The following is a 20,706-nucleotide window of genomic DNA, read 5'->3' as shown; positions in this document are numbered from 1 at the left end:
TTTTCCTCCAATCTGGTAAATTGCTCAACATTTCACAAACATAGTGGAATTCTTGCTCGGTATTTCACAAAAAATGATATATTTGCTCAACGTTTCACAAATTCGTCAAAACTATTGAAATATCAGCCTGTACACCCTGGGGGACAGCGGCTGTCATAGAAATGATTCAATATCATTACTTTACAACGATTCAGCCCAAAAAAAAAGATCAATATACCTAAAATCAGGCTGAAATTGTGACTGATTATTGTCGGATTTGTAGAGATTTTATGTCAGCACCTAGGATATTTGTCCCTTTGATATCGTACCTCTTTTTTATTCGTGTGGCGAACAAAATGCTTTTCTCGGTGAAAAAGCCCGCCAAATCGCCATTTTGAGAAAGAAAATGTGAAGAAAGCATGTCCTCTAGTAAATTCATAATATATGAACAATTTAAATTTTTTAGTATACTTTAAATGGGGATATTTTTTCACTACATAACGACTGGGGGAACAAGCATGGGAGAACTTCAACCAAAATTGCAAACGGATTCAATCCAAAAACAGGAACGGACTGATAACTGGTTTGCCAGAGCAATGAATATAAGAATCGGCATTATTCCTCTTCCTATCTATATCCTGCTTTTCTTGCTTATTACGGTGTTTGTCATGAGCCGTGATGTAAAAAGCGACATTCTGACATCAATTGCCGTCATGAGTTTTTTCGGATTTACCTTCGGCCAGATCGGAAAATCCATTCCGATCGTGCGGTCCATCGGCGGCCCTGCGATTCTCGCAACCTTTATTCCATCCGCTGTCGTCTACTACCACCTGCTTCCGAAAGACATTATTACTTCAACAACAGAATTCACGGAAAGCTCCAACTTTCTCTATCTATTTATTGCCGGTATCGTCGTCGGCAGTATTCTCGGGATGAAAAGAGAGACGCTCGTCAAAGCTTTCGTTAAGATTTTTATTCCGCTGATCGCCGGCTCTATCGCGGCCGCCGTCGTCGGCTTATGCGTCGGGACGCTGCTCGGGCTCGGCTTTCAGCACACGCTGCTTTATATCGTCGTTCCGATTATGGCGGGGGGTGTCGGTGAAGGCGCGATTCCTTTATCCATCGGCTACTCCGATATTATGCCGATGTCCCAGGGAGACGCCTTTGCGCTTGTGCTGCCGTCCATCATGCTCGGCAGCCTGTGCGCCATTATGTTATCGGGTTTGCTGAATGTCATCGGGAAACGCAAACCGGAATGGACGGGCAACGGGAAGGTTGATAAGTCTGATCATTCCGCTCCCGCATTGGAACAGCCGGCTGATGATAAAACGTTTGATTTGTCCTTTTTCGCTTCAGGCGGTATTTTAGCGGTTTCCCTCTATTTGGTCGGCATGCTGGCGCATGATTTCTTTCAGCTTCCGGCTCCTGTCGTGATGCTCGTCCTTGCCGTTCTCATTAAGCTGTTCAGGCTGGCGCCGGCTTCGATTGAAAACGGAGCCTTCGGCGTCTCGCGCTTTTTCTCGACAGCCGTGACCTATCCGCTCTTATTTGCGATCGGCGTTTCAATGACACCGTGGGACAAGCTGATTGCGGCGTTTACGATCAGCAACATCATTACCATTTTATCAATCGTCGTCACGATGATGGCCGTCGGTTTTCTGACCGGAAAATGGCTGAATCTGTACCCGATTGAGACGGCGGTTATTAATGCCTGCCATTCCGGCCAGGGCGGCACCGGCGACGTCGCGATCTTGAGCGCCGCTGAACGGCTTGAGCTTATGCCGTTCGCCCAAGTGTCGACCAGAATCGGCGGAGCGATTACCGTAAGCGTCACCCTTCTGCTGCTTCATCAATTCTATTAAACTGAAAAAAGCCTCCGCATATGCGGAGGCTCTGTTATTTCATCACATTTTGAATATAAGAGCCGAATGCAGCGCCGGACATGCCCGGCGACACACGGACGCGGTGAAGCCCGTAAAGCCCCTGATCTCTTGACGCCGCTCCCGGCTCCGTCGTGACCGCCATACGGTAGCCTGACGAGGCGGCGGCTTTTAATGTTTCCTTATTATATCGTCCGACAGGGTAGCTGATCATAGTCGTCCGCTGCCCGAACATTTGATCAAATAAACGCTTAGAGTCCTTCATTTCACGTCGCTGCTGCTGCGGTGTGAGCCCGTTCAATTCGAGATGGTTCATCGTATGGCTCTGAATGGAAATGCCGTGGGCGGCCATCTCCTTCATCTGCTTCTCAGTCAGATGATTCTTATGCCCGATGAAGTTTCCGATCATAAAGATTGTCGCTTTCATCTTGTATTTCTTTAAAATGGGATAGGCCGCTTTCACATTGTCGGTATAGCCGTCATCAAATGTGATCAGAACACACTTTTCACGCGGCTCCTTATCCTCCGTCAGCATCAGATAGGCTTCTTCAGGAGTCATCGTATAATAGCCGTGATCATGAAGCCACTTCATATGCTGCCGGAATTCTTCCTTCGGCACACGCAGGCTGTTTCCCTCTGAAATGCTGTGATACATCAGAATCGGCAGTCTCGCCGTCCCTTTCGTTTGAACCCAGGCGGACGTATCCGGCTCTTTTTTGATTTGCCTCTTTACAGACTTTTTTTCGCTGTGCGCTTCTGCCTTCGGAATGCTTTGTTCGGCGCTTGCCTCATGGCCCGAGCAGGCGGCAAGTGTAAACACGGCAGCCAAAAGGCACATGCACATGACCATGCGTTTCATTGTTTTCCTGCTTTCTGTCTTCTATTTACTTTTTATATCGGTTATGCGTCATAAATTGTTACATCAAAAAAACCGGACATCCAGCTGTCCGGCTTTGCGTTATGAGCGGATTCTGATTTCTGTTTCACTGTCAAAAAAGTGAGCCTTATTCATGTCGAAAGCGACAGTCAATTCCTCACCGGCACGAATGTCATGGCGGGCGTCAATCCGGGCGATAAAATCCTGATCCCCGATCCGGGAATAAACCATAATTTCTGACCCGAGCAATTCCGCGACATTGATTTTAGCTGTGATGGATGAATTCTTATAGGATTCTACCACAATCAGCTCGTCATGTATGTCTTCCGGGCGGATGCCGAAGACCACATCTTTGCCGGCATACCCTTTTTCCCGGAGCATTTTCATTTTTCCTTCCGGCACGCTGAGAGCGGCTGAACCGATCTGAATGGCGCCGTCCGTCAGCTTTCCTTTGAAAAAGTTCATCGCCGGAGAGCCGATAAACCCGCCGACAAATACGTTTTCGGGATGTTCATACACTTCTTTCGGGGTGCCGATCTGCTGAATTTTTCCGTCCTTCATGACTACGATGCGTGTCGCCATCGTCAGTGCTTCTGTTTGGTCGTGCGTCACATAGATTGTGGTTGTTTGCAGCCTTTGATGGAGCTTAATAATTTCAGCCCGCATCTGCACCCGAAGCTTTGCGTCCAGATTTGACAGCGGCTCATCCATTAAAAACACTTTGGCGTCCCTGACAATCGCCCGGCCTAATGCAACCCGCTGCCGCTGCCCGCCGGAGAGCGCCTTCGGTTTACGGTGCAGATACTCTGTGAGCCCCAGCATTTTCGCCGCTTCTTCGACCCGTTTTTTAATCTCCGGTTTCGGCATTTTCCTCAGCTTCAGACCGAAAGCGATATTATCATAGACCGTCATGTGCGGATATAACGCATAGTTTTGAAACACCATGGCGATATCCCTGTCTTTAGGAGCGATGTCATTCACTCTCGTGTCACCGATATAGAAATCGCCCTTCGTAATGTCTTCCAGCCCGGCTACCATCCGCAAAGTTGTCGACTTGCCGCACCCCGAGGGACCGACAAACACGATAAATTCTTTATCTTTAATATGAAGGTTAAAATCATCGACAGCCGCTTCTTTTTGATCGTAATACTTATAAATATGCTCGAGCCGAAGTTCCGCCATGTATATCCCCCTTTATTTGTAAACGCTTTCTTAAATAGGATTGTAACAGCGTCAGACGGCGGCGGATATAGGCAATGTTCATAAAAAAAGTCCGCTGCCTTCGTGCACATTTCCCATTTAATGTGATTTTTCATATTGCAGACAAATGAAATAAGCCAGCAGGGCGCCCCGATATGTCTTAATATCAATACCTGAGCGTTCCGCAAATTTATCAATCCGATATTGAAGACTGTTGCGGTGCAAATGCAGTTTTTTCGATGTGAGCGACATGTTCGAGTTATGTTCAATAAAGGTCTGAATCGTATGCTTCAGCTCCGGTTCTTTCTGAAACAGCAGCGCCGCTTCTTCGTGAAGCAAGGCTGAGAGCTTTTCTCTGCTTTCTTCCGTGAGCATGGCCGGAAATACCGTTTCCGCGGTCAGCGTGCTCAGCTGCGGGAGATGACGCCGGCCGATCTGACAATATTGCTGTTCTCTCTGATAATGAAGGCGCAGACGTTCCCCCTTGCAGTAATACCTTCCGACGAAAAAACGGACACTGAAATAAAAATCGCCTTCGAGAATCTTCACAAAAGATGCGATGTCATCCGAATCTGGCGCTTCCAGCTTTTCTTCCTCCACAATCACGCCATGATCCCTCCCCGTCGGGACAACTGTATATGAAACCGGCCAGAAATGGCGCAGCGCTTCCGTAAATGCCCCCCAGTCCCGTTCTCCCAATAAGTCATAATGGATAAAACGGACACGCGGCTCCTTGACATCAGGCACCGGACCTTCTTCCAGCAGAAAACGCCGCCACCTCTTTGCTGCCGTCGTCTCCGGAAAAAAAACGCCTTTTTCTTCAGCGGGCGTCAAAAATGATTCCAGAAGCAGTTTCTCCTTCGGGGTAATATCCTCCTTCGGAATGGCGGCATAGACCCGCCTTTTCTCATCATAAAAGCAAAAGACATCCTCCGCCGTACAGCACGTATCAGACAACACAGCCCTCGGGTAAATTGCCAATAACGGGTTCATATGCGCTCCTTTCTATCGCTCTATCATATTTTCAGTATAAAACGTCCGGCCGATAGTATCCACTTCGTTTTAAGAAACAGCTTTCAGGCTATTTCCCGGGAAACGGATCATAACCGCTTCTGCCGGCATAAGAAAAAAACCCTCTGCGCCGGCAGAGGGATCTTTTTTATTTAGAGATATCGACGAAGCCTTCACCAAAGACGTCACGCACATCATGAACAATGACAAACGCTTTTGTATCACAGCTTTTAATAATTTTTTTGAGCATGGAAAGCTCTTGTTTCTGGATGACGATATATAAAATTTCCTTCGACTGCCCCGTGTAATTTCCTTTACCCGACAGCAGCGTAACCCCTCTGTCCATCAGCGTGTTGACCTGTTCAGCGATTTCGTGCTTATGCTCAGATATAATTGTCACCGCTTTTTTCGTATTCAGGCCTTCAATGATAAAGTCCATCACCTTCGTTCCGATATACAGCATAACAATGGTAAACATCATTTTTTCCGCACCGATGATGAAATAAGAACTGAAGACGACAATCAGATCAAAGAACAAAAGCGCATAGCTGATATTCCAATCGAGATATTTGTTCGCAATCCTCGCCAAAATGGCAGAACCCGCAGTCGTGCCTCCGACTCGAATAATGATCCCGATTCCGACACCGGCAAACACACCCGCAAAAATAGTATTAATAATGAGTTCATGTGAAGGCGAGTGCCAATCATGCGTCAGATGCAGAAACAGTGAGTTGGCGACAACGGTAATGATCGTATAAAGCGTTGTTTTTCCGTCTAAAAATTTATATCCGATAATCAATAAAATCCCGTTCAAAATGATATTCGTCACCCCGGGCGACCATTCAAACACATAGTACAAGATCAGGGTGATTCCCGTTACCCCGCCCTCTCCAAGATCATTCGGAATGGCGAATAAATTAACGGCCAAAGCAAAGATAAAAGCTCCAATAATCAGCATCAGCACATCCAGCAATCTCTTTTTCATCCCAGACACTCCCTTTATATAAAATCAAAAAAGCCCGGGAGAGCACTCTTCATTAAAAGAGCAGAAACTCCCGGGCTTTTATCCCAACGTGTCACAGCAGGAACCTGCTGTGTGTTTTCTCTCGGTCCAGACCAATTCAGCATTGCGGAACCCTAGAAAACCACTGTTTTTTATGTTCAGTTTTTGTATATCTTTCAAGATTATACGGGAAATCCCGAACATGTTCAACCACTCTTTTTTCAATAAACCTATAAAGAATTCGAACGATCTGCCGATACTAAAAAAGGAACTAAAATACATGACTAAAAAATTATTAAAATACTTTTTTTCTCAAAATATTATTGACTATAGGTTATTTTACAGGCATTATAGTATGTAGTTTTTAAGAAATAGTTTACATAGGAGGAAATATTATGGCAGGCAACCTGGTGTCTTGTAAGGCGTGCGGCAAAGAAATCGCTAAAGGCGTTAAAAAATGCCCCAACTGCGGTAAAGATCAGAGAAACTTTTTTATGAGACATAAAATCATCACACTGCTTCTGGCAGTAGTGGTTATTATCATTCTCGTAAACATCGGCGGCGGAGGCGATTCTTCATCATCTAAGGTCGCATCTTCAAGTTCTGCGGAATCTAAAGAAAAACTGTATAACATCGGTGACACTGTTAAGACTGAGAAAACTGAAGTGACTCTTACAAAAATAGAAAAAAGAGACTCAGTAGGGACACAATATATCCAGAAAAAAGCGTCTGACGGCGGCGTTATCGTAGCTGTACAATACACAGTTAAAAATGTTTCAAAGAAGCCTATTAGCTCTTTCTCCATTCCGAGCGTGAAACTAGTAGATTCTGAAGGAACTTCCTATGATCCGGATATTGACGCTTCATCGACTTATGCAACGGAAACAAAAGTGAACAACAGTAAAATTTTAAGTGACCTGAACCCGAACATTAAGGTCACTGGAGTGAAAGCCTTTGAAGTTGATAAAGACGCATACTCTAAAGGCACTTGGAAAATAAAATTCAGCAACGATGTTGAAGTAAAAGTTAAATAATGATCATAACAAAAGAGACCTTCATCATTTGAAGGTCTCTTTCTTTTTACGCCTTTTGGTACCCGTTCACATTGGAGGACTGCCACTTCCAAGAGTCGGCGCACATTTCTTCAAGCCCGCGCTTTGCTTCCCAGCCTAATTCAGCCTTCGCTTTTGCCGGGTCTGCGAAGCATGCGGCGATGTCTCCCGGGCGCCGGTCGGCAAAACGGTACGGCACTTCTTTTCCCGATACTTTTTCAAACGCCTTGACCATCTCCAGAACGCTGTAGCCTCTTCCCGTGCCGAGATTATAGGCGTCGGCGCCCGTTGTGTTCAGCACCTTTTCAAGCGCTCTGACATGCCCCTCGGCAAGGTCAACGACATGGATGTAATCCCGCACGCCGGTGCCGTCCTTTGTCGGATAATCATTGCCGAACACCTGCAATTGCTCAAGCTTGCCGACAGCGACTTGTGCGACGTACGGCATTAAATTATTCGGGATGCCGTTCGGGTCTTCTCCGATCCGGCCGCTCGGGTGCGCGCCGAACGGATTAAAGTAGCGGAGCAGCGCAATGCTCCATTCAGAGTCCGCTTTATGCAGATCGCGTAAAATCTGTTCCAGCATCAGCTTTGTCTGCCCGTAAGGATTGGTCGCGCTTAAAGGAAAATCCTCAGTGATCGGCGTTGTTTCCGGAACGCCGTAAACCGTCGCTGAAGAACTGAAGACGATTTTTTTCACGCCGTGTTCCTGCATGGCTTCACATAAAATAAACGTTCCCGTCAGATTATTATGATAATAACGGAGCGGAACAGCCACAGACTCACCGACGGCTTTTAATCCCGCAAAATGAATGACGGCTTCAATCTCATTTTCAGCAAACACACGGTGAACGGCGTCACGGTCAAGGAGATCCGCTTCATAAAACACAAGCCCTTTTCCGGTAATGTCTTTCACACGCTCCAATGCTTCCGGTGAACTGTTTGACAGATTATCCAGAACCACGATGTCATAGCCGCCGTTTAACAGCTCGACACATGTGTGGCTTCCAATATAACCCGCTCCGCCTGTCACTAAAATCGCCATGAAGAAAGCCTCCCCTATTGAATGAATTGACCATATTATATCGGTTTTTTCTTCCTCAATCATCCATTTCCAAAAAGTTTAATCGTTTAGTCATCGTTTCTTCATAATTTATTTTCATTCGCGTAAAAAACAGAGCCCTCGATTCAAACGGGTTGTGAAATAGAAATCCCTCCCCCGCGCATGGTAAGATAAGACAAAGGAGATGACGGTATGAAAAATGAAATCATTGAACGCTTTACCTCTTACGTAAAAGTCGATACACAGTCTGACGAAAACAATGAAAACTGCCCTTCAACCCCCGGCCAGCTGACATTGGCCAACATGCTGGCAGATGAATTAAAGTCGATCGGCATGACAGAAATCACAGTCGATGACAACGGGTACGTCATGGCGACTCTGCCGGCGAATACGGATAAAGACGTGCCGACTGTCGGTTTTCTGGCTCACGTGGACACCGCGACCGATTTTACCGGGAAAAATGTGAATCCTCAGATTATTGAAAGCTACGACGGCCATGATATCGTTCTGAATGACAAACTCAATGTCGTCCTGTCGCCTGAGCAATTCCCGGAGCTTTCCCGCTATAAAGGCCAGACGCTGATTACAACAGACGGCACGACGCTGCTCGGAGCCGACAACAAAGCGGGCATTGCCGAAATCATGACGGCAATGGCGTACTTGATCAAACATCCGGATATCAAACACGGAACGATCCGGGTCGCGTTCACGCCCGATGAAGAAATCGGCAGAGGCCCTCACAAATTCGATGTCGCCCGCTTCAACGCCGCATTCGCCTACACGATAGACGGAGGCCCCCTCGGCGAACTGCAATATGAAAGCTTTAACGCAGCCGCCGCAAAGCTTACTTGTTACGGAAAAAGCGTCCACCCGGGGACGGCGAAAAACAAAATGGTCAACGCTTCAAAAATCGCGATGGAATTTCATCATGCGCTGCCGAAAGAAGAAGCGCCGGAATATACGGAAGGGTATGAAGGCTTCTATCATTTACTTTCCATGGACGGAGACGTTTCTGAAGCCGCCCTGTCGTACATCATCAGAGACTTTGACAGAGACCGCTTTGCAGAACGAAAAGAATATATGCAGAAAACCGCCGATGCGCTAGCGGCCAAATACGGCAAGGAAAGCATCAAGCTTGAACTGCGTGATCAATACTACAACATGAGAGAAAAAATCGAACCGGTCAAAGAGATAGTCGATGTCGCGTATCAAGCCATGAAAAACCTCGACATCGAACCGATTATCGAACCGATCCGGGGCGGAACCGACGGATCACAGCTCTCTTACATGGGACTGCCGACACCGAACATTTTCACGGGCGGCCAAAACTTCCACGGAAAATATGAATACATTTCCGTCGATCATATGGAAAAGGCGGTAAACGTCATTGTTGAAATCGCCAGGCTCTTTGAAGAGCGCGCTTAAAACCAAAGCCCCCTGCTTTGGTTTTTTTCTTTCACATGAAACCTTTCCTTCTTTCTTTCCGTATATAAGGTATGAAATGGAAAGAAGGAGTGAAGACTATGGCAAGAGGGACTGTAGCGAAAGAATTGAAAAAAACCTTAAAAGACCCGCGTGTTCTGGAGACAAAATCAAACCCTTTTAAAAAACTGCGGAAAATGTTCAAACGATTTTTTTAAGATAACATCTCGTTTTCTTTAAAAAAATAAAGAAAGCGCTGTCAACTTGCAGTCATCTGTTAGAAGCAGTTATTTTGCATATCATAAGGTTTTTTAGGGTACTGAATAACACAAGGCAAACGAAAACACCGAAGTAGTTAATTAGACACTTACAAAAGATAGTGAAAAAGTTATATAAACGATCATCATTCATCAGCCGATACAATCTATAGAACCACAACAAGAGCAAAATTTCTTCAACCCATAGTCATTTTTACGGAAAATGACATTATTTTTTAAAAAAGTGACAATTGTTTGAATACTTTTCGTTTGTTTTTTCGTACAATAATAATACCAAAACTTTTTTTGGGAGGTATGTAAAATGATGCTACTTATTTTCGCTGCTTTGACAGGGTATCTTGTTTTCTCTTTCAGTAAGGACAACCGCCGGAAAACGCCAAAGACAAGCCCGCTGGTGACAGCTGCCGACACGAATAACATCATTGATTTAAATGCGATCCGTCAAAAACGCCGGATGCCGCTATCATAAAAACGACAGCTGCCGCAAAATCGGCAGCCTTTTTTTATGCACCCGGCCGATATGAAACCTTCCGCCTCCTTTTTTCGTACAACATAAAAAAGGAGTTTTTTTATGTACCATTTTTACATCAAAGAGCGAATGTTTACGATTAAGAATCGTTTTCAAGTGTTTCTTGAAAGCGGAAAAGAAGTCTACAATGTTGAAGGAAAGCTGTTTTCATTCGGTGATGAACTGAAGCTGACTGATTTGGACGGCCGCACGCTTGCCAGCGTCAATCAGAAACTGATGTCGCTCGTTCCCCGTTACGAGATTTCCGTCAGCGGCAAACCCGTCTGCCAAGTCATCAAGAAAGTCACGTTTTTCAAACCGAAATTTGAAATTTCCGGACTCGGCTGGGATCTTACCGGCGATGTGTGGGGCCGGAATTTTCAAGTGACAGACGGAAAATCAAACCGGATGACCGTCACCAAATCATGGATGAGCTGGGGCGATTCCTATCATTTGCAGATTGAAAAGGAAGAGGATATTGCTCTTTGTCTTGCGATCGCCATCGTGATAGATATGATTCTATTTGAGGGTGACAAATAAAAATATTTATCGAAATATATTGACAATATAAGATAATATACTAAGATTAAGAGTATTACAGTTTATTCTGAAAAATATCATATTTCCTTATCAAGAGAGGTGGAGGGACTGGCCCTATGATACCCGGCAACCGCTGTTCAGCAGAATGGTGCTAAATCCTGAAGATAAGGTTGAGATTTGCGGACGCAAGCTCTTCCCTATCCGAGGGAAGAGTTTTTTTATATTTCATCAGGAAAGAAGGAATCGTTCATGTCACAGCAAAACACAGAACAACCATTGCATACTCTTCTAAGAAAAAACCCGCCGTTTCGCGCGGATCAGGTCGGAAGCCTGCTGCGGCCGGCGGCTGTGAAGCAAGCCCGCCTGCAAAGAGCGGCGGGTGAGATTTCGGCAGAACAGCTGCGCGAAATCGAAAACAGAGAAATCATCCGCAGCGTGGAAAAGCAGAAAGAAACCGGCCTCAATGTCGTGACTGACGGCGAATTCCGCCGTGCCTGGTGGCATTTTGATTTTCTCGAAAATTTAGACGGCGTTGAGGCATTTACGCCTGAAAGCGGCATTCAGTTTCACAACGTACAGACGAAAGCGCGCGGCATTAAAGTAACGGGAGATATTGATTTTTCTCAGCATCCGATGCTCGAAGATTATAAATTCCTGCACAGCATTGCCGGCGATGCTGTTCCGAAAATGACCATCCCAAGTCCGAATATGCTGTTTTTCCGCGGAAAATTGGAAAAAGCGGCCTACCAGAATGATTACAAACAATTTCAGCACGATGTGTCAAAAGCGTATAAAAAAGCGATTCAAGCTTTCTATGACGCCGGGTGCCGCTACCTTCAGCTTGATGACACCGCATGGGCCGTTTTCTTATCTGAAGCGGGGCTTCGTCAGATTGAAGATTTCGGCACAACGCCGGATGAGCTGCGCAAGCTGTTTGCCGCTTCCATTAATGACGCGATCAAGGACCGCCCTGACGATCTGAAGGTTACGATGCATATCTGCCGCGGCAACTTCCAATCCACATGGACGGCTGAAGGCGGCTATGATGCAGCGGCTGAAACGATTTTTGACGGGCTTGACCTTGACGGATTGTTCCTGGAATATGATGATTCCCGCTCCGGAGGCTTTGAACCGCTCCGCTATGTCAAACGCTCTGATCTTCAGCTTGTGCTTGGATTGATTACATCAAAACATGGCGAACTTGAAGACAAGAACGCGATTAAACGCCGGATTGAAGAAGCTTCACAATATGTCAGCCTAAATCAGCTTTGCCTCAGCCCGCAATGCGGATTCGCCTCCACTGAGGAAGGAAACCTGATCACAGAAGAACAGCAATGGGCGAAACTTCGTCATGTCGTCAGCATTGCCGGTGAAGCCTGGAAATAAAAAAAAGACACGCGATCAGCGTGTCTTTTCTGTTTACAGAGGACCGTTTCCAATTAAAATATCGATATCTATCGTAATATCCGCCGCTTTCCGGCTGATAAACCGCCGGATGCTTTCATCAGTACATTTCCATGTTAAGGGCGTCATTTTCACAAGCCGCTCGAGGTCAGGCTGCGATAAGGTCTTCGTGTAACACAGCCGTTTGCGCTCAAAGGTTTGAAAGCCCGCTTGGAATCGTCCGGCCGCAGAATCGGCGGTGTCATTCCGCCGAGGACTGTCTCCGAAGAAGAATTCCCTTACTTCCTTCAAATAATCACGCCCCGGCACCGCTTTAATGACTGTGCCGCCCTTTCGTAAAAGCCTGCTGCATTCCTTGTAATTCCAAGGTGATAAAACAGACATCACGACATCAAAACAGCTGTCGGCAAACGGCGCATCCGCCACATCAGCGACGGCAAAAACAAAATGATCCCCGAAGGCCTTTGCGGCATGCAACACACCTTCTTTCGAGAGATCAATGCCGATTCCCGTCACGGAAAAAGCGGGCTGAAGCCATTTGCATACGGCGGCTAAATGAGAGCCTTCTCCGCATCCCGCATCCAATATCGCCGCCGTTTTTGTTTGCGGAGATTGAATGCGGCTGATGATGGCGGCGATCTCCTTTTGAACCGGGACAAAAAATTCCCGGCTGTCAAAAAGAGCGCGTCTCGCTTCGAACAGCTGCCTGTCATAGCGGGTTTTGACCGATTTATTGAGGAAATTCACATATCCTTGTTTTGATATATCAAATGTATGCCCGTGTCCGCACATCAAGCTTTGGAATTGTGAGACCGCCATGGCCGACCGGCATAGCGGACACCTGAATACGGACTGACATGATTGCAGTAATTCCGCGCGTTTTCTTTTTATAGACGTCAATAAAAACACCTCATTCATTCGTTATTCCGATGAAATGAAAAAGGCATAGACAAATAAACCTCGCAAAATTGGAAGTTTAACCTATTTATCTATACCTCTCATTATCTGTAACGAATGAACTGAATGATCATGAAAATGACCCCTTCTCTGCCGTCTTTTGAAGGCGGTGCCCTCAGATCCATTTTATCAGCTGCATCCCGTCTTTACAATGAACCGGAACTGTTTTTCGGGGGCTTTTTATACCTTTTTAATCCAATTACTTGTGAACATCCTTTATTTTCTTTATTTATAATATAAATTTATTATTTTGAAAATATCTAAAAAGGTTGATTTTCAAAAATTGAAACGATAAAATACTGCTATCTCATGTAATATCGTTATTCTTGTATATGATCAGTAATATGGTCTGATTGTTTCTACCTAGTGCCGTAAAAGACTAGACTACAAGAAAGTTTGCATAAATTTGAACGAGTGAAAAGCATATGATGCTGTCAGTCTATTCTTTTCTTTTGGCTCTTATTTATCACACTTTCTGGCTTTCAGGAATTTGTGACGAATAAGAGCTTTTTTATTTCCATAATACCCTTATAGGAGTTGCTCACATGTACTTTTTATTGAACATTGTCGGTCTCATTGTTGTCATGGCTGTTGTTTTCTTATGTTCTCCCAACAAGAAGAAGATTAAATGGCGTCCGATTGTCATGCTCCTCGTCTTTGAGTTTCTGATTACTTGGTTTATGTTAGGGACAAAAGTCGGCGGCTTTGTCATCGGGAAGATCGGCGCGTTCTTTACATGGCTGATTTCCTGCGCCAGTCAAGGAATTGCGTTCGCTTTTCCGTCTGTCATGGCCAATCCGACGGTTGATTTTTTCTTCAGCGCATTGCTGCCGATTATCTTCGTCGTGACCTTCTTTGATATGCTGTCGTATTTCGGTATTCTGCCGTGGCTCATTGATAAAATCGGCTGGCTGATTTCTAAAATATCCCGTCTGCCGAAGCTGGAGAGCTTTTTCTCCATCCAGATGATGTTTTTAGGAAATACGGAAGCTTTAGCCGTCATCCGCCAGCAGCTTGCCGCCGTCAGCAACAATCGGCTTCTGACATTCGGGCTGATGAGCATGAGCAGCATCAGCGGCTCGATCATCGGATCATACTTGACGATGGTTCCGTCCACTTATGTGTTTACAGCCATCCCGCTGAATTGCTTAAATGCGCTTTTAATCGCCAATATGCTGAATCCCGTGGACGTTTCTAAAGAGGATGATATTATTTACGTTCCTTCAAAAGCGGAGAAAAAAGACTTCTTCTCCACGATTTCTAACAGTATGCTTGTCGGCATGAACATGGTCATTGTCATTTTAGCGATGGTAATCGGCTATGTGGCGTTAACAGCTGCGTTAAACGGCGTACTCGGACTGTTCATGCACGGTTTGACCATTCAAAAGATTTTCTCATACATCTTCAGTCCGTTTGCCTTCCTTCTCGGATTAGGCGTACATGACGCGATGTATGTCGCACAGCTGATGGGCATCAAGCTCGCGACGAATGAATTTGTGGCAATGGCCGATCTGAAAGGGCAGCTGAAATCACTTCCGCCGCACACGATTGCCGTGGCTACGACATTCCTGACATCATTCGCAAACTTCAGCACAATCGGTATGATCTACGGATCTTATCAATCTCTGCTTGATGGTGAAAAATCAGCCATCATCGGGAAAAACGTCTGGAAGCTGCTTGTCAGCGGAATTGCCGTTTCCTTATTGAGCGCGGCGATTGTCGGATTGTTTGTCTGGTAAAATAAAAAAAGCGATACCGCTCCGTTTTGGAGTGATATCGCTTTTTTTATTGATAGACGGATGCAGGCACGAAAACGTCCCGGATTCCTGCCGCGTATGGTCCGAGATCATATTGTCCAAACACAACGGCAATGCCGTTTTTCGTAAAGAAGAAAGGTCTTTCGTTATTGAGGATGATCTCTTGTTTTTTGACGTCCTGGTCAAACAGATCGTCATGTTTCTTGATGTAGCCGTAAAGATAGTCTCTCGTTTTGTTGGCTTTCGTTTTTGTATTGAGCACATCATTGAGTGTGACCCGTTTTTTTGCGGCCAGGTCGTAATTAAAGGTCTGAACGGCTGTCAGCCCGTGTGCGCCGCCTGTGTAACTGTAGTTTTCCGTCTGAATGCTGAGCTTGCCGCCTTGATTATACTTCACCTTGAAATCTGCCTGGTATTCCGCTTTGTAGCCTTGTTTTTCACCGTCTTTTTTGTTTTTTACATATTCTTTGTACGAGTTTTCAATATAGCGTTTGAAGTCCTGATTGATTTTCTTTTCAAAAGATGCGTTTCCCGTATTTGTGACCTCGGGGTACGTCAGCTGTTTTACATGCTTATACGTCTGGCTTTTGACGACGGGCTTTGCAGTTTGCGCGGCCTCGGCTGAAGGCGCGAAACCTCCGAACGGCGCGGCTGTCAGCACTGTTAAGAGCACGGCCGCCATCATTTTGAATACCTTTTTCATCACAACTCCTCCTTTTCATTACCGTTCCCTTTTTGAAAACGGTTTACACTCTATAGACAGCGCAGATCAGCAAATTGTTTCTGGGCCTTCTTTCACATTTTCTCCATGAAAAAAAGAGACATGGATAATCCACGCCTCTTTTACCGTGAAGGTCTTTGTGCAATGGCTTCATAAACGGCTTCCGCCAAATCGGAGTTGCCGAACATCTCCAAAACGCCGATGACGGTTTGATCAGGAATCGGTTCTGATTCCTCCTTCGGCACGACAAGCTCTTCAGCCGTTTTTCGCAGCTCTTCGTTTAAAGGCTGTCCGGGGTAAGCCTTGCTGTAAATGGCCATCGGATCAAGGTCATGATTGACACACCATTGGGCGAACACCAAAATCATCATGTTTTCGTCACGCCGGTAATATTCTTCGAGTTGTTTTTCGGTAAACGGCTTCACTATCAATCGCTCCTCCAGAAAATCTACCCCTAAGATACACAAACACAGAGCGGAAGTAAACCAAAGAGGGTGAAACATATTATTTCATCAACCCGCCTGCTTTAAATGGCGCATGCCCTGACTCTCTAAAACTGTTGTCTGAATGTCCAGGACAGCGGAAGGTACGGATTTGTACGGAAGCAATTTCGTTTTCTCCCAATATTCTTTCACAAGAAAAAAGCGCCCCTCTCATCAAAGGCGCTTTTTCATTCTTATACGTTTCTGTCCCAATGCCGATGCTCAGCCACGGCTTTCAGAAATTGTTCATGGTTTCCGTCCGGAACAAGACCGGGGCCGCTTTCGGTTCCGGCGGCGAGGACGAGAAGTTCTTTTCCTTCACCGGAGGCGCCGATCGCTTTGTAATGGCTGAAAGCTTCGTTGACGAAGTCTCTGGCCGATTTTTGGGCTTTGAGGCTGTCTGTGCTTTGTTTTCCGCCCGGAATGAAAACAGCGTCGTACAGGACGGAATCCGCTGTCAGGAAAGTGGCTGACGCTTTCAGCTCCGTACCGTTTTCTCCCTTGACGGTTCCCAGCGCAGGACTGATGATATCGGCTCTGACTCCCGCCTGTTTGCATGCGTCAAGCACTTGTTTGACTTTCTCATCAGAAAACCCGTGGTCGGTTAAAACCGCAACCCGCCTTGTCGCTGCCGTCTTCACCGTGTTTTCCTGGCTTAAGGCCGGGGAAGTGAACGTTTCATCAGATTCACGGTCCTTCGGCGGCGGGTTCACGCCGATTCCTTTCGCAACACGCTCGGCAAGCCCGGCGTCGACGTGACTGAAGACGTCAACCACCTGCTGCTGCACATCCTTGCTGTTCACTTTTCCGACCTCAAAACAGAACGCGGAGATGATATGTTCTTTTTCGGCGGGAGACATGCTGTTCCAGAACATCTTGGCCTGAGAAAAATAGTCATTGAAGCTCTCACTGCGCTGGCGGATTTTTCTGCCTTCTACTTTTTCCTGGTAATGAACGTATCCGCCTTCTTCTTCTGAGGCCGGCGACGGATCATTGTTCTGCAGGGAATTTTTATGATAGGCGACAGGGCCCTTATTAATCGTCATCCGGTGGTAGCCGTCGTATTGGTTGTTATGGAACGGGCAGACCGGCCGGTTGATCGGAATCTCGTGAAAATTCGGCCCGCCAAGACGGATGAGCTGTGTATCTGTATAAGAGAAAAGCCGGCCTTGAAGAAGCGGATCATTGGTGAAATCAATGCCCGGCACGACATTTCCCGGATGGAATGCAACCTGTTCCGTTTCCGCAAAGACATTGTCCTGATTGCGGTCAAGGGTCATTTTTCCGATCAGCTTGACGGGAACCAGTTCCTCCGGCCACAGCTTCGTCGGATCAAGGATATCGAAATCAAATTTAAATTCATCTTCTTCGTCAATCATCTGAACACCGAGCTCATACTCGACTTTGCCGCCGTTTTCAATCGTTTCCCATAGGTCGCGCCGGTTGAAATCGGGATCTTTCCCGGCAATTTTCTGCGCTTCATCCCATACGAGGGAATGAACGCCGAGCACGGGTTTCCAGTGGAATTTGACAAAGCGCGCTTTTCCTTTCTCGTTGACGAAACGGAACGTATGCACGCCGAAGCCCTCCATCATCCGATAGCTTCGCGGGATGCCGCGGTCAGACATCGTCCACATGACCATGTGCGCGGATTCAGGATTGTTTGCGACAAAATCCCAGAACGTATCATGAGCCGTCGCAGCCTGCGGCATTTCATTGTGCGGTTCCGGTTTTATGGCGTGAACGAGATCCGGGAATTTGATCGCGTCCTGAATGAAGAACACCGGAATATTGTTTCCGACGAGGTCATAGTTCCCTTCTTCAGTATAAAACTTCGTCGCAAATCCCCTGGCGTCACGGACGGTGTCGGCTGACCCCTTGGAGCCCGCCACTGTTGAGAAACGGACGAAAACAGGTGTTTTGACAGACGGGTCCTGCAAAAATTTCGCCCGTGTATATTCCGTCATCGGTTCGTACACCTGAAAATGCCCATGAACGCCGTACCCGCGCGCATGAACGACCCGTTCCGGAATCCGCTCGTGGTCAAAGTGCGTCATTTTTTCACGAAAATGAAAATCCTCCATCAGCGTGGGGCCGCGGACGCCCGCTTTTAAGGAATGCTCATCCTCAGACACGCGAAGCCCCTGATTGGTCGTCATTTTTTTGCCGCTGTTATCAGACCGGTACTGCTCCAGCTGTTCGTCCTTTGAGTGTTCATTTACTCGTTTGTTTTGATCATCACTCATGTCAGTTCCCCCTTCTAAAACGAAACATTCTACAGCACATTTACCCGCGGCGTTCTTCAAATAAACTGCTGATCCGCTCATTAGGATTTTAGGTCTGTATTTACATATGCGGTCATACACATTTTGAAATAAGCCCTTTTCACAGAAACAAAATGTGAAAACGCTTACCAAAACAGCTGTTGAACAGGGGAGGTCATATCGTGCTTGCCATACTCGGTTTTGTGATGATGATTGTCTTTATGTATCTTATTATGTCTAACCGGCTTTCCGCTCTTATTGCTTTGATTGTCGTTCCTGTTGTGTTTGCCCTGATCAGCGGATTTGGCAAAGATCTCGGCGGGATGATGATTCAGGGCGTTACAGACCTCGCTCCTACCGGGATCATGCTGTTATTCGCCATCCTGTATTTCGGCATTATGATTGATTCAGGTCTGTTTGATCCCCTCATTGCCAAAATCCTATCGCTTGTCAAAGGAGATCCGTTAAAAATCGCCATCGGCACAGCGGTTCTGACGATGACCATTTCGCTGGACGGAGATGGGACAACAACGTATATGATTACGATTGCGGCAATGCTGCCCCTTTACAAACGGCTCGGCATGAACCGTTTGGTGCTGGCGGGGATTGCGATGCTCGGTTCGGGCGTCATGAATATTATTCCGTGGGGCGGGCCGACGGCAAGGGTTTTGGCTTCCTTGAAATTGGACACGTCAGAAGTTTTTACGCCGCTGATTCCCGCTATGATCGCCGGCGTTCTCTGGGTGTTCGCCGTTGCTTATCTCCTTGGAAAAAAAGAACGGAAGCGTCTCGGCATCATTTCGATTGAACACGCGCCGTCTTCTGATCCGGAGGCGGCGCCGCTGAAGCGTCCCGCTCTCCAGTGGTTTAACCTGCTGCTGACTGTCGCTCTGATGGCCGCGCTGATCACCAGCCTGCTTCCCATCCCTGTTCTTTTTATGATCGCGTTCGCCATCGCCTTGATGATCAACTATCCAAATGTCAAAGAGCAGCAGAAACGGATTTCGGCGCATGCGGGTAATGCGTTAAACGTTGTCTCAATGGTGTTTGCGGCAGGCATATTTACAGGCATTCTCTCAGGCACAAAAATGGTCGATGCGATGGCGCATTCTCTCGTTTCCCTCATCCCTGATGCCATGGGCCCGCATCTGCCGTTGATCACGGCGATTGCCAGCATGCCTTTCACCTTTTTCATGTCGAATGACGCCTTTTACTTCGGTGTTCTTCCCATCATCGCCGAAGCCGCTTCCGCTTACGGAATAGACGCCGCTGAAATCGGAAGAGCCTCCTTGCTGGGCCAGCCGGTGCATCTGCTCAGCCCGCTTGTGCCATCCACCTATCTATTGGTCGGAATGGCAGGCGTCAGCTTTGGCGACCATCAAAAATTCACTATTAAATGGGCCGTGGGAACAACGATTGTGATGACGATTGCGGCGCTTTTGATTGGGATTATTTCGTTTTAATTAAAAAAGGATTTCCGCCAGCGGAAATCCTTTTCTGTACATTATTTTTTTGTATAGCGCACCCAGTCATAATGAGCGTATAGCGGATTTACACCATTGTAGGAACCGAGCCAGTCATCGACACCTATCCCATTCCACAAGTTCATCATGATCTTTCCCGGGTTTGTCGGGATTTGGCTTGTCGCAGTATGTTTTAATTGCCCATCGACATACCATTTAATAGAGTTTGGCTGCCAATCGAACGCATACGTATGATAGGCATTGGCCGCGTCAAATCCGAGATCCGCAACCTTCTCATGGTTTCCCGCGCCATTTGTATAATAGTTAAATTGAACCTTTGTCGTGTCTTTTCCTAAAAATTCGATATCAATCTCATCCCAAGGAGTGCCATCCGTTGGACCTGTATAAGTGAAGAACGATGAAACGATCCCCGTGTTTTTAGCCGGTTTCATTCTGACTTCATAAAGTCCATAGCCATAGGTTTGAACGGAGCGGTTCTCCCCGCAGTCAAACTTGTTATAAGACGGGCTTGTCAGCGCCAAACGCATTTCACCTGATGACGTCATTGATACATTATTTGCACGCCACGTGCAGTTGAACATATCTCCATTGGAATAACCATTTGCTTTTTGCCATAAGCCGGAGTTATAGCTGTTAAAAGGTTCAAAAAACGATCCGCCTGTTTGAGCTGATGCAGTAGAAGTGATCGCACACAAACTCAAAAACAATCCAGTGACAAGAAGCAGCAGCACTCGTTTCATACGATAAAACATGTCGGCATTCCCCTTTCTTTGAAAACGATTTCTTTATCGATCATACATGATTCTGTTAAAAGGGGACATCGG

At 46.5% G+C, this 20,706-nt stretch carries 18 protein-coding genes and 3 riboswitches; of the genes, 8 read left to right on the top strand and 10 right to left on the bottom strand.

The genetic code is table 11. From position 1 onward, the window contains the following. Positions 1-497: 497 nt before the first annotated feature. A complete protein-coding gene (locus SB24_RS10735; RefSeq protein ID WP_039253321.1) occupies positions 498-1,841 on the top strand; it encodes a citrate/malate transporter CimH in 1,344 nt (447 codons plus the stop codon). A gap of 34 nt (positions 1,842-1,875) precedes the next feature. Here SB24_RS10735 and SB24_RS10730 read toward each other — a convergent pair whose 3' ends face one another. From SB24_RS10730 to SB24_RS10715, 4 genes are all read right to left on the bottom strand, one after another. Continuing rightward, positions 1,876-2,718 carry a polysaccharide deacetylase family protein gene (locus SB24_RS10730; protein WP_039253319.1) on the bottom strand — a complete coding sequence of 281 codons (843 nt, stop codon included), beginning with the start codon at positions 2,716-2,718 and terminating at the stop codon, positions 1,876-1,878. A gap of 99 nt (positions 2,719-2,817) precedes the next feature. Continuing rightward, complete coding sequence (locus SB24_RS10725) at positions 2,818-3,918, bottom strand: ABC transporter ATP-binding protein (protein WP_039253317.1); 1,101 nt, start codon at positions 3,916-3,918, stop codon at positions 2,818-2,820. A gap of 117 nt (positions 3,919-4,035) precedes the next feature. Further along, the gene (locus tag SB24_RS10720; RefSeq protein WP_039253314.1) at positions 4,036-4,929 is read right to left on the bottom strand and encodes a PucR family transcriptional regulator; all 894 of its coding nucleotides are present in this window, start codon (positions 4,927-4,929) and stop codon (positions 4,036-4,038) included. A 166-nt stretch (positions 4,930-5,095) separates the two neighbouring features. Then, the gene (locus SB24_RS10715; protein WP_003150818.1) at positions 5,096-5,932 is read right to left on the bottom strand and encodes a YitT family protein; all 837 of its coding nucleotides are present in this window, start codon (positions 5,930-5,932) and stop codon (positions 5,096-5,098) included. Between the two features lie 65 nt (positions 5,933-5,997). Next, a riboswitch (guanidine-I (ykkC/yxkD leader) is annotated at positions 5,998-6,099 on the bottom strand. A 345-nt stretch (positions 6,100-6,444) separates the two neighbouring features. Here SB24_RS10715 and SB24_RS10710 point away from each other — a divergent pair. Further along, positions 6,445-6,984, top strand: coding sequence for a DUF4352 domain-containing protein (locus SB24_RS10710; RefSeq protein ID WP_128574546.1), 540 nt, complete (start codon positions 6,445-6,447; stop codon positions 6,982-6,984). 46 nt (positions 6,985-7,030) lie between these two features. Here the strand turns inward: SB24_RS10710 and galE are convergent, their stop codons facing one another. After that, a complete protein-coding gene (galE, locus tag SB24_RS10705; RefSeq protein ID WP_039253311.1) occupies positions 7,031-8,047 on the bottom strand; it encodes a UDP-glucose 4-epimerase GalE in 1,017 nt (338 codons plus the stop codon). A gap of 210 nt (positions 8,048-8,257) precedes the next feature. Between galE and pepT the strand changes: the two genes are divergently transcribed. From pepT to SB24_RS10690, 4 genes are all read left to right on the top strand, one after another. Continuing rightward, positions 8,258-9,490: a peptidase T gene (pepT, locus tag SB24_RS10700; protein WP_039253308.1), complete on the top strand. Its 1,233-nt coding sequence runs from the start codon at positions 8,258-8,260 to the stop codon at positions 9,488-9,490. A gap of 576 nt (positions 9,491-10,066) precedes the next feature. Continuing rightward, positions 10,067-10,234 (top strand): hypothetical protein, encoded by a 168-nt coding sequence (locus SB24_RS20230; protein WP_003150808.1) that lies wholly within the window; start codon positions 10,067-10,069, stop codon positions 10,232-10,234. Positions 10,235-10,336: 102 nt separating this feature from the next. After that, positions 10,337-10,813 carry an LURP-one-related/scramblase family protein gene (locus tag SB24_RS10695; protein ID WP_039253306.1) on the top strand — a complete coding sequence of 159 codons (477 nt, stop codon included), beginning with the start codon at positions 10,337-10,339 and terminating at the stop codon, positions 10,811-10,813. Between the two features lie 84 nt (positions 10,814-10,897). Further along, positions 10,898-10,984, top strand: a riboswitch (SAM riboswitch). Between the two features lie 78 nt (positions 10,985-11,062). Then, the gene (locus SB24_RS10690; protein WP_039253303.1) at positions 11,063-12,199 is read left to right on the top strand and encodes a 5-methyltetrahydropteroyltriglutamate--homocysteine S-methyltransferase; all 1,137 of its coding nucleotides are present in this window, start codon (positions 11,063-11,065) and stop codon (positions 12,197-12,199) included. A 33-nt stretch (positions 12,200-12,232) separates the two neighbouring features. Here the strand turns inward: SB24_RS10690 and SB24_RS10685 are convergent, their stop codons facing one another. Then, positions 12,233-13,117 (bottom strand): methyltransferase domain-containing protein, encoded by an 885-nt coding sequence (locus SB24_RS10685; protein ID WP_039253300.1) that lies wholly within the window; start codon positions 13,115-13,117, stop codon positions 12,233-12,235. Between the two features lie 363 nt (positions 13,118-13,480). After that, positions 13,481-13,581: riboswitch (purine riboswitch) on the top strand. Positions 13,582-13,719: 138 nt separating this feature from the next. Here SB24_RS10685 and SB24_RS10680 point away from each other — a divergent pair. Further along, positions 13,720-14,913 (top strand): NupC/NupG family nucleoside CNT transporter, encoded by a 1,194-nt coding sequence (locus tag SB24_RS10680; RefSeq protein WP_003150774.1) that lies wholly within the window; start codon positions 13,720-13,722, stop codon positions 14,911-14,913. A 46-nt stretch (positions 14,914-14,959) separates the two neighbouring features. Here SB24_RS10680 and SB24_RS10675 read toward each other — a convergent pair whose 3' ends face one another. From SB24_RS10675 to SB24_RS10665, 3 genes are all read right to left on the bottom strand, one after another. Then, positions 14,960-15,634: a DUF3298 and DUF4163 domain-containing protein gene (locus SB24_RS10675; RefSeq protein ID WP_039253297.1), complete on the bottom strand. Its 675-nt coding sequence runs from the start codon at positions 15,632-15,634 to the stop codon at positions 14,960-14,962. A gap of 140 nt (positions 15,635-15,774) precedes the next feature. Then, the gene (locus SB24_RS10670; RefSeq protein ID WP_046341506.1) at positions 15,775-16,023 is read right to left on the bottom strand and encodes a hypothetical protein; all 249 of its coding nucleotides are present in this window, start codon (positions 16,021-16,023) and stop codon (positions 15,775-15,777) included. Positions 16,024-16,328: 305 nt separating this feature from the next. Continuing rightward, on the bottom strand, positions 16,329-18,380 hold the full coding sequence (locus SB24_RS10665; protein WP_039253294.1) for a catalase: 2,052 nt from the start codon (positions 18,378-18,380) through the stop codon (positions 16,329-16,331). Positions 18,381-18,580: 200 nt separating this feature from the next. Here SB24_RS10665 and citH point away from each other — a divergent pair, with 200 nt between their 5' ends. Then, a complete protein-coding gene (gene citH / locus SB24_RS10660; RefSeq protein ID WP_039253291.1) occupies positions 18,581-19,861 on the top strand; it encodes a citrate transporter CitH in 1,281 nt (426 codons plus the stop codon). A 41-nt stretch (positions 19,862-19,902) separates the two neighbouring features. Here the strand turns inward: citH and bglS are convergent, their stop codons facing one another. Next, complete coding sequence (gene bglS, locus SB24_RS10655) at positions 19,903-20,634, bottom strand: beta-glucanase (protein WP_007407782.1); 732 nt, start codon at positions 20,632-20,634, stop codon at positions 19,903-19,905. Positions 20,635-20,706: the final 72 nt, after the last annotated feature.

This window comes from Bacillus sp. Pc3, assembly GCF_000815145.1.
Lineage (GTDB): Bacteria > Bacillota > Bacilli > Bacillales > Bacillaceae > Bacillus > Bacillus velezensis.
Note: the sequence above shows the minus strand (reverse complement) of the source record. Positions and strands in the feature narration are given on the sequence as shown.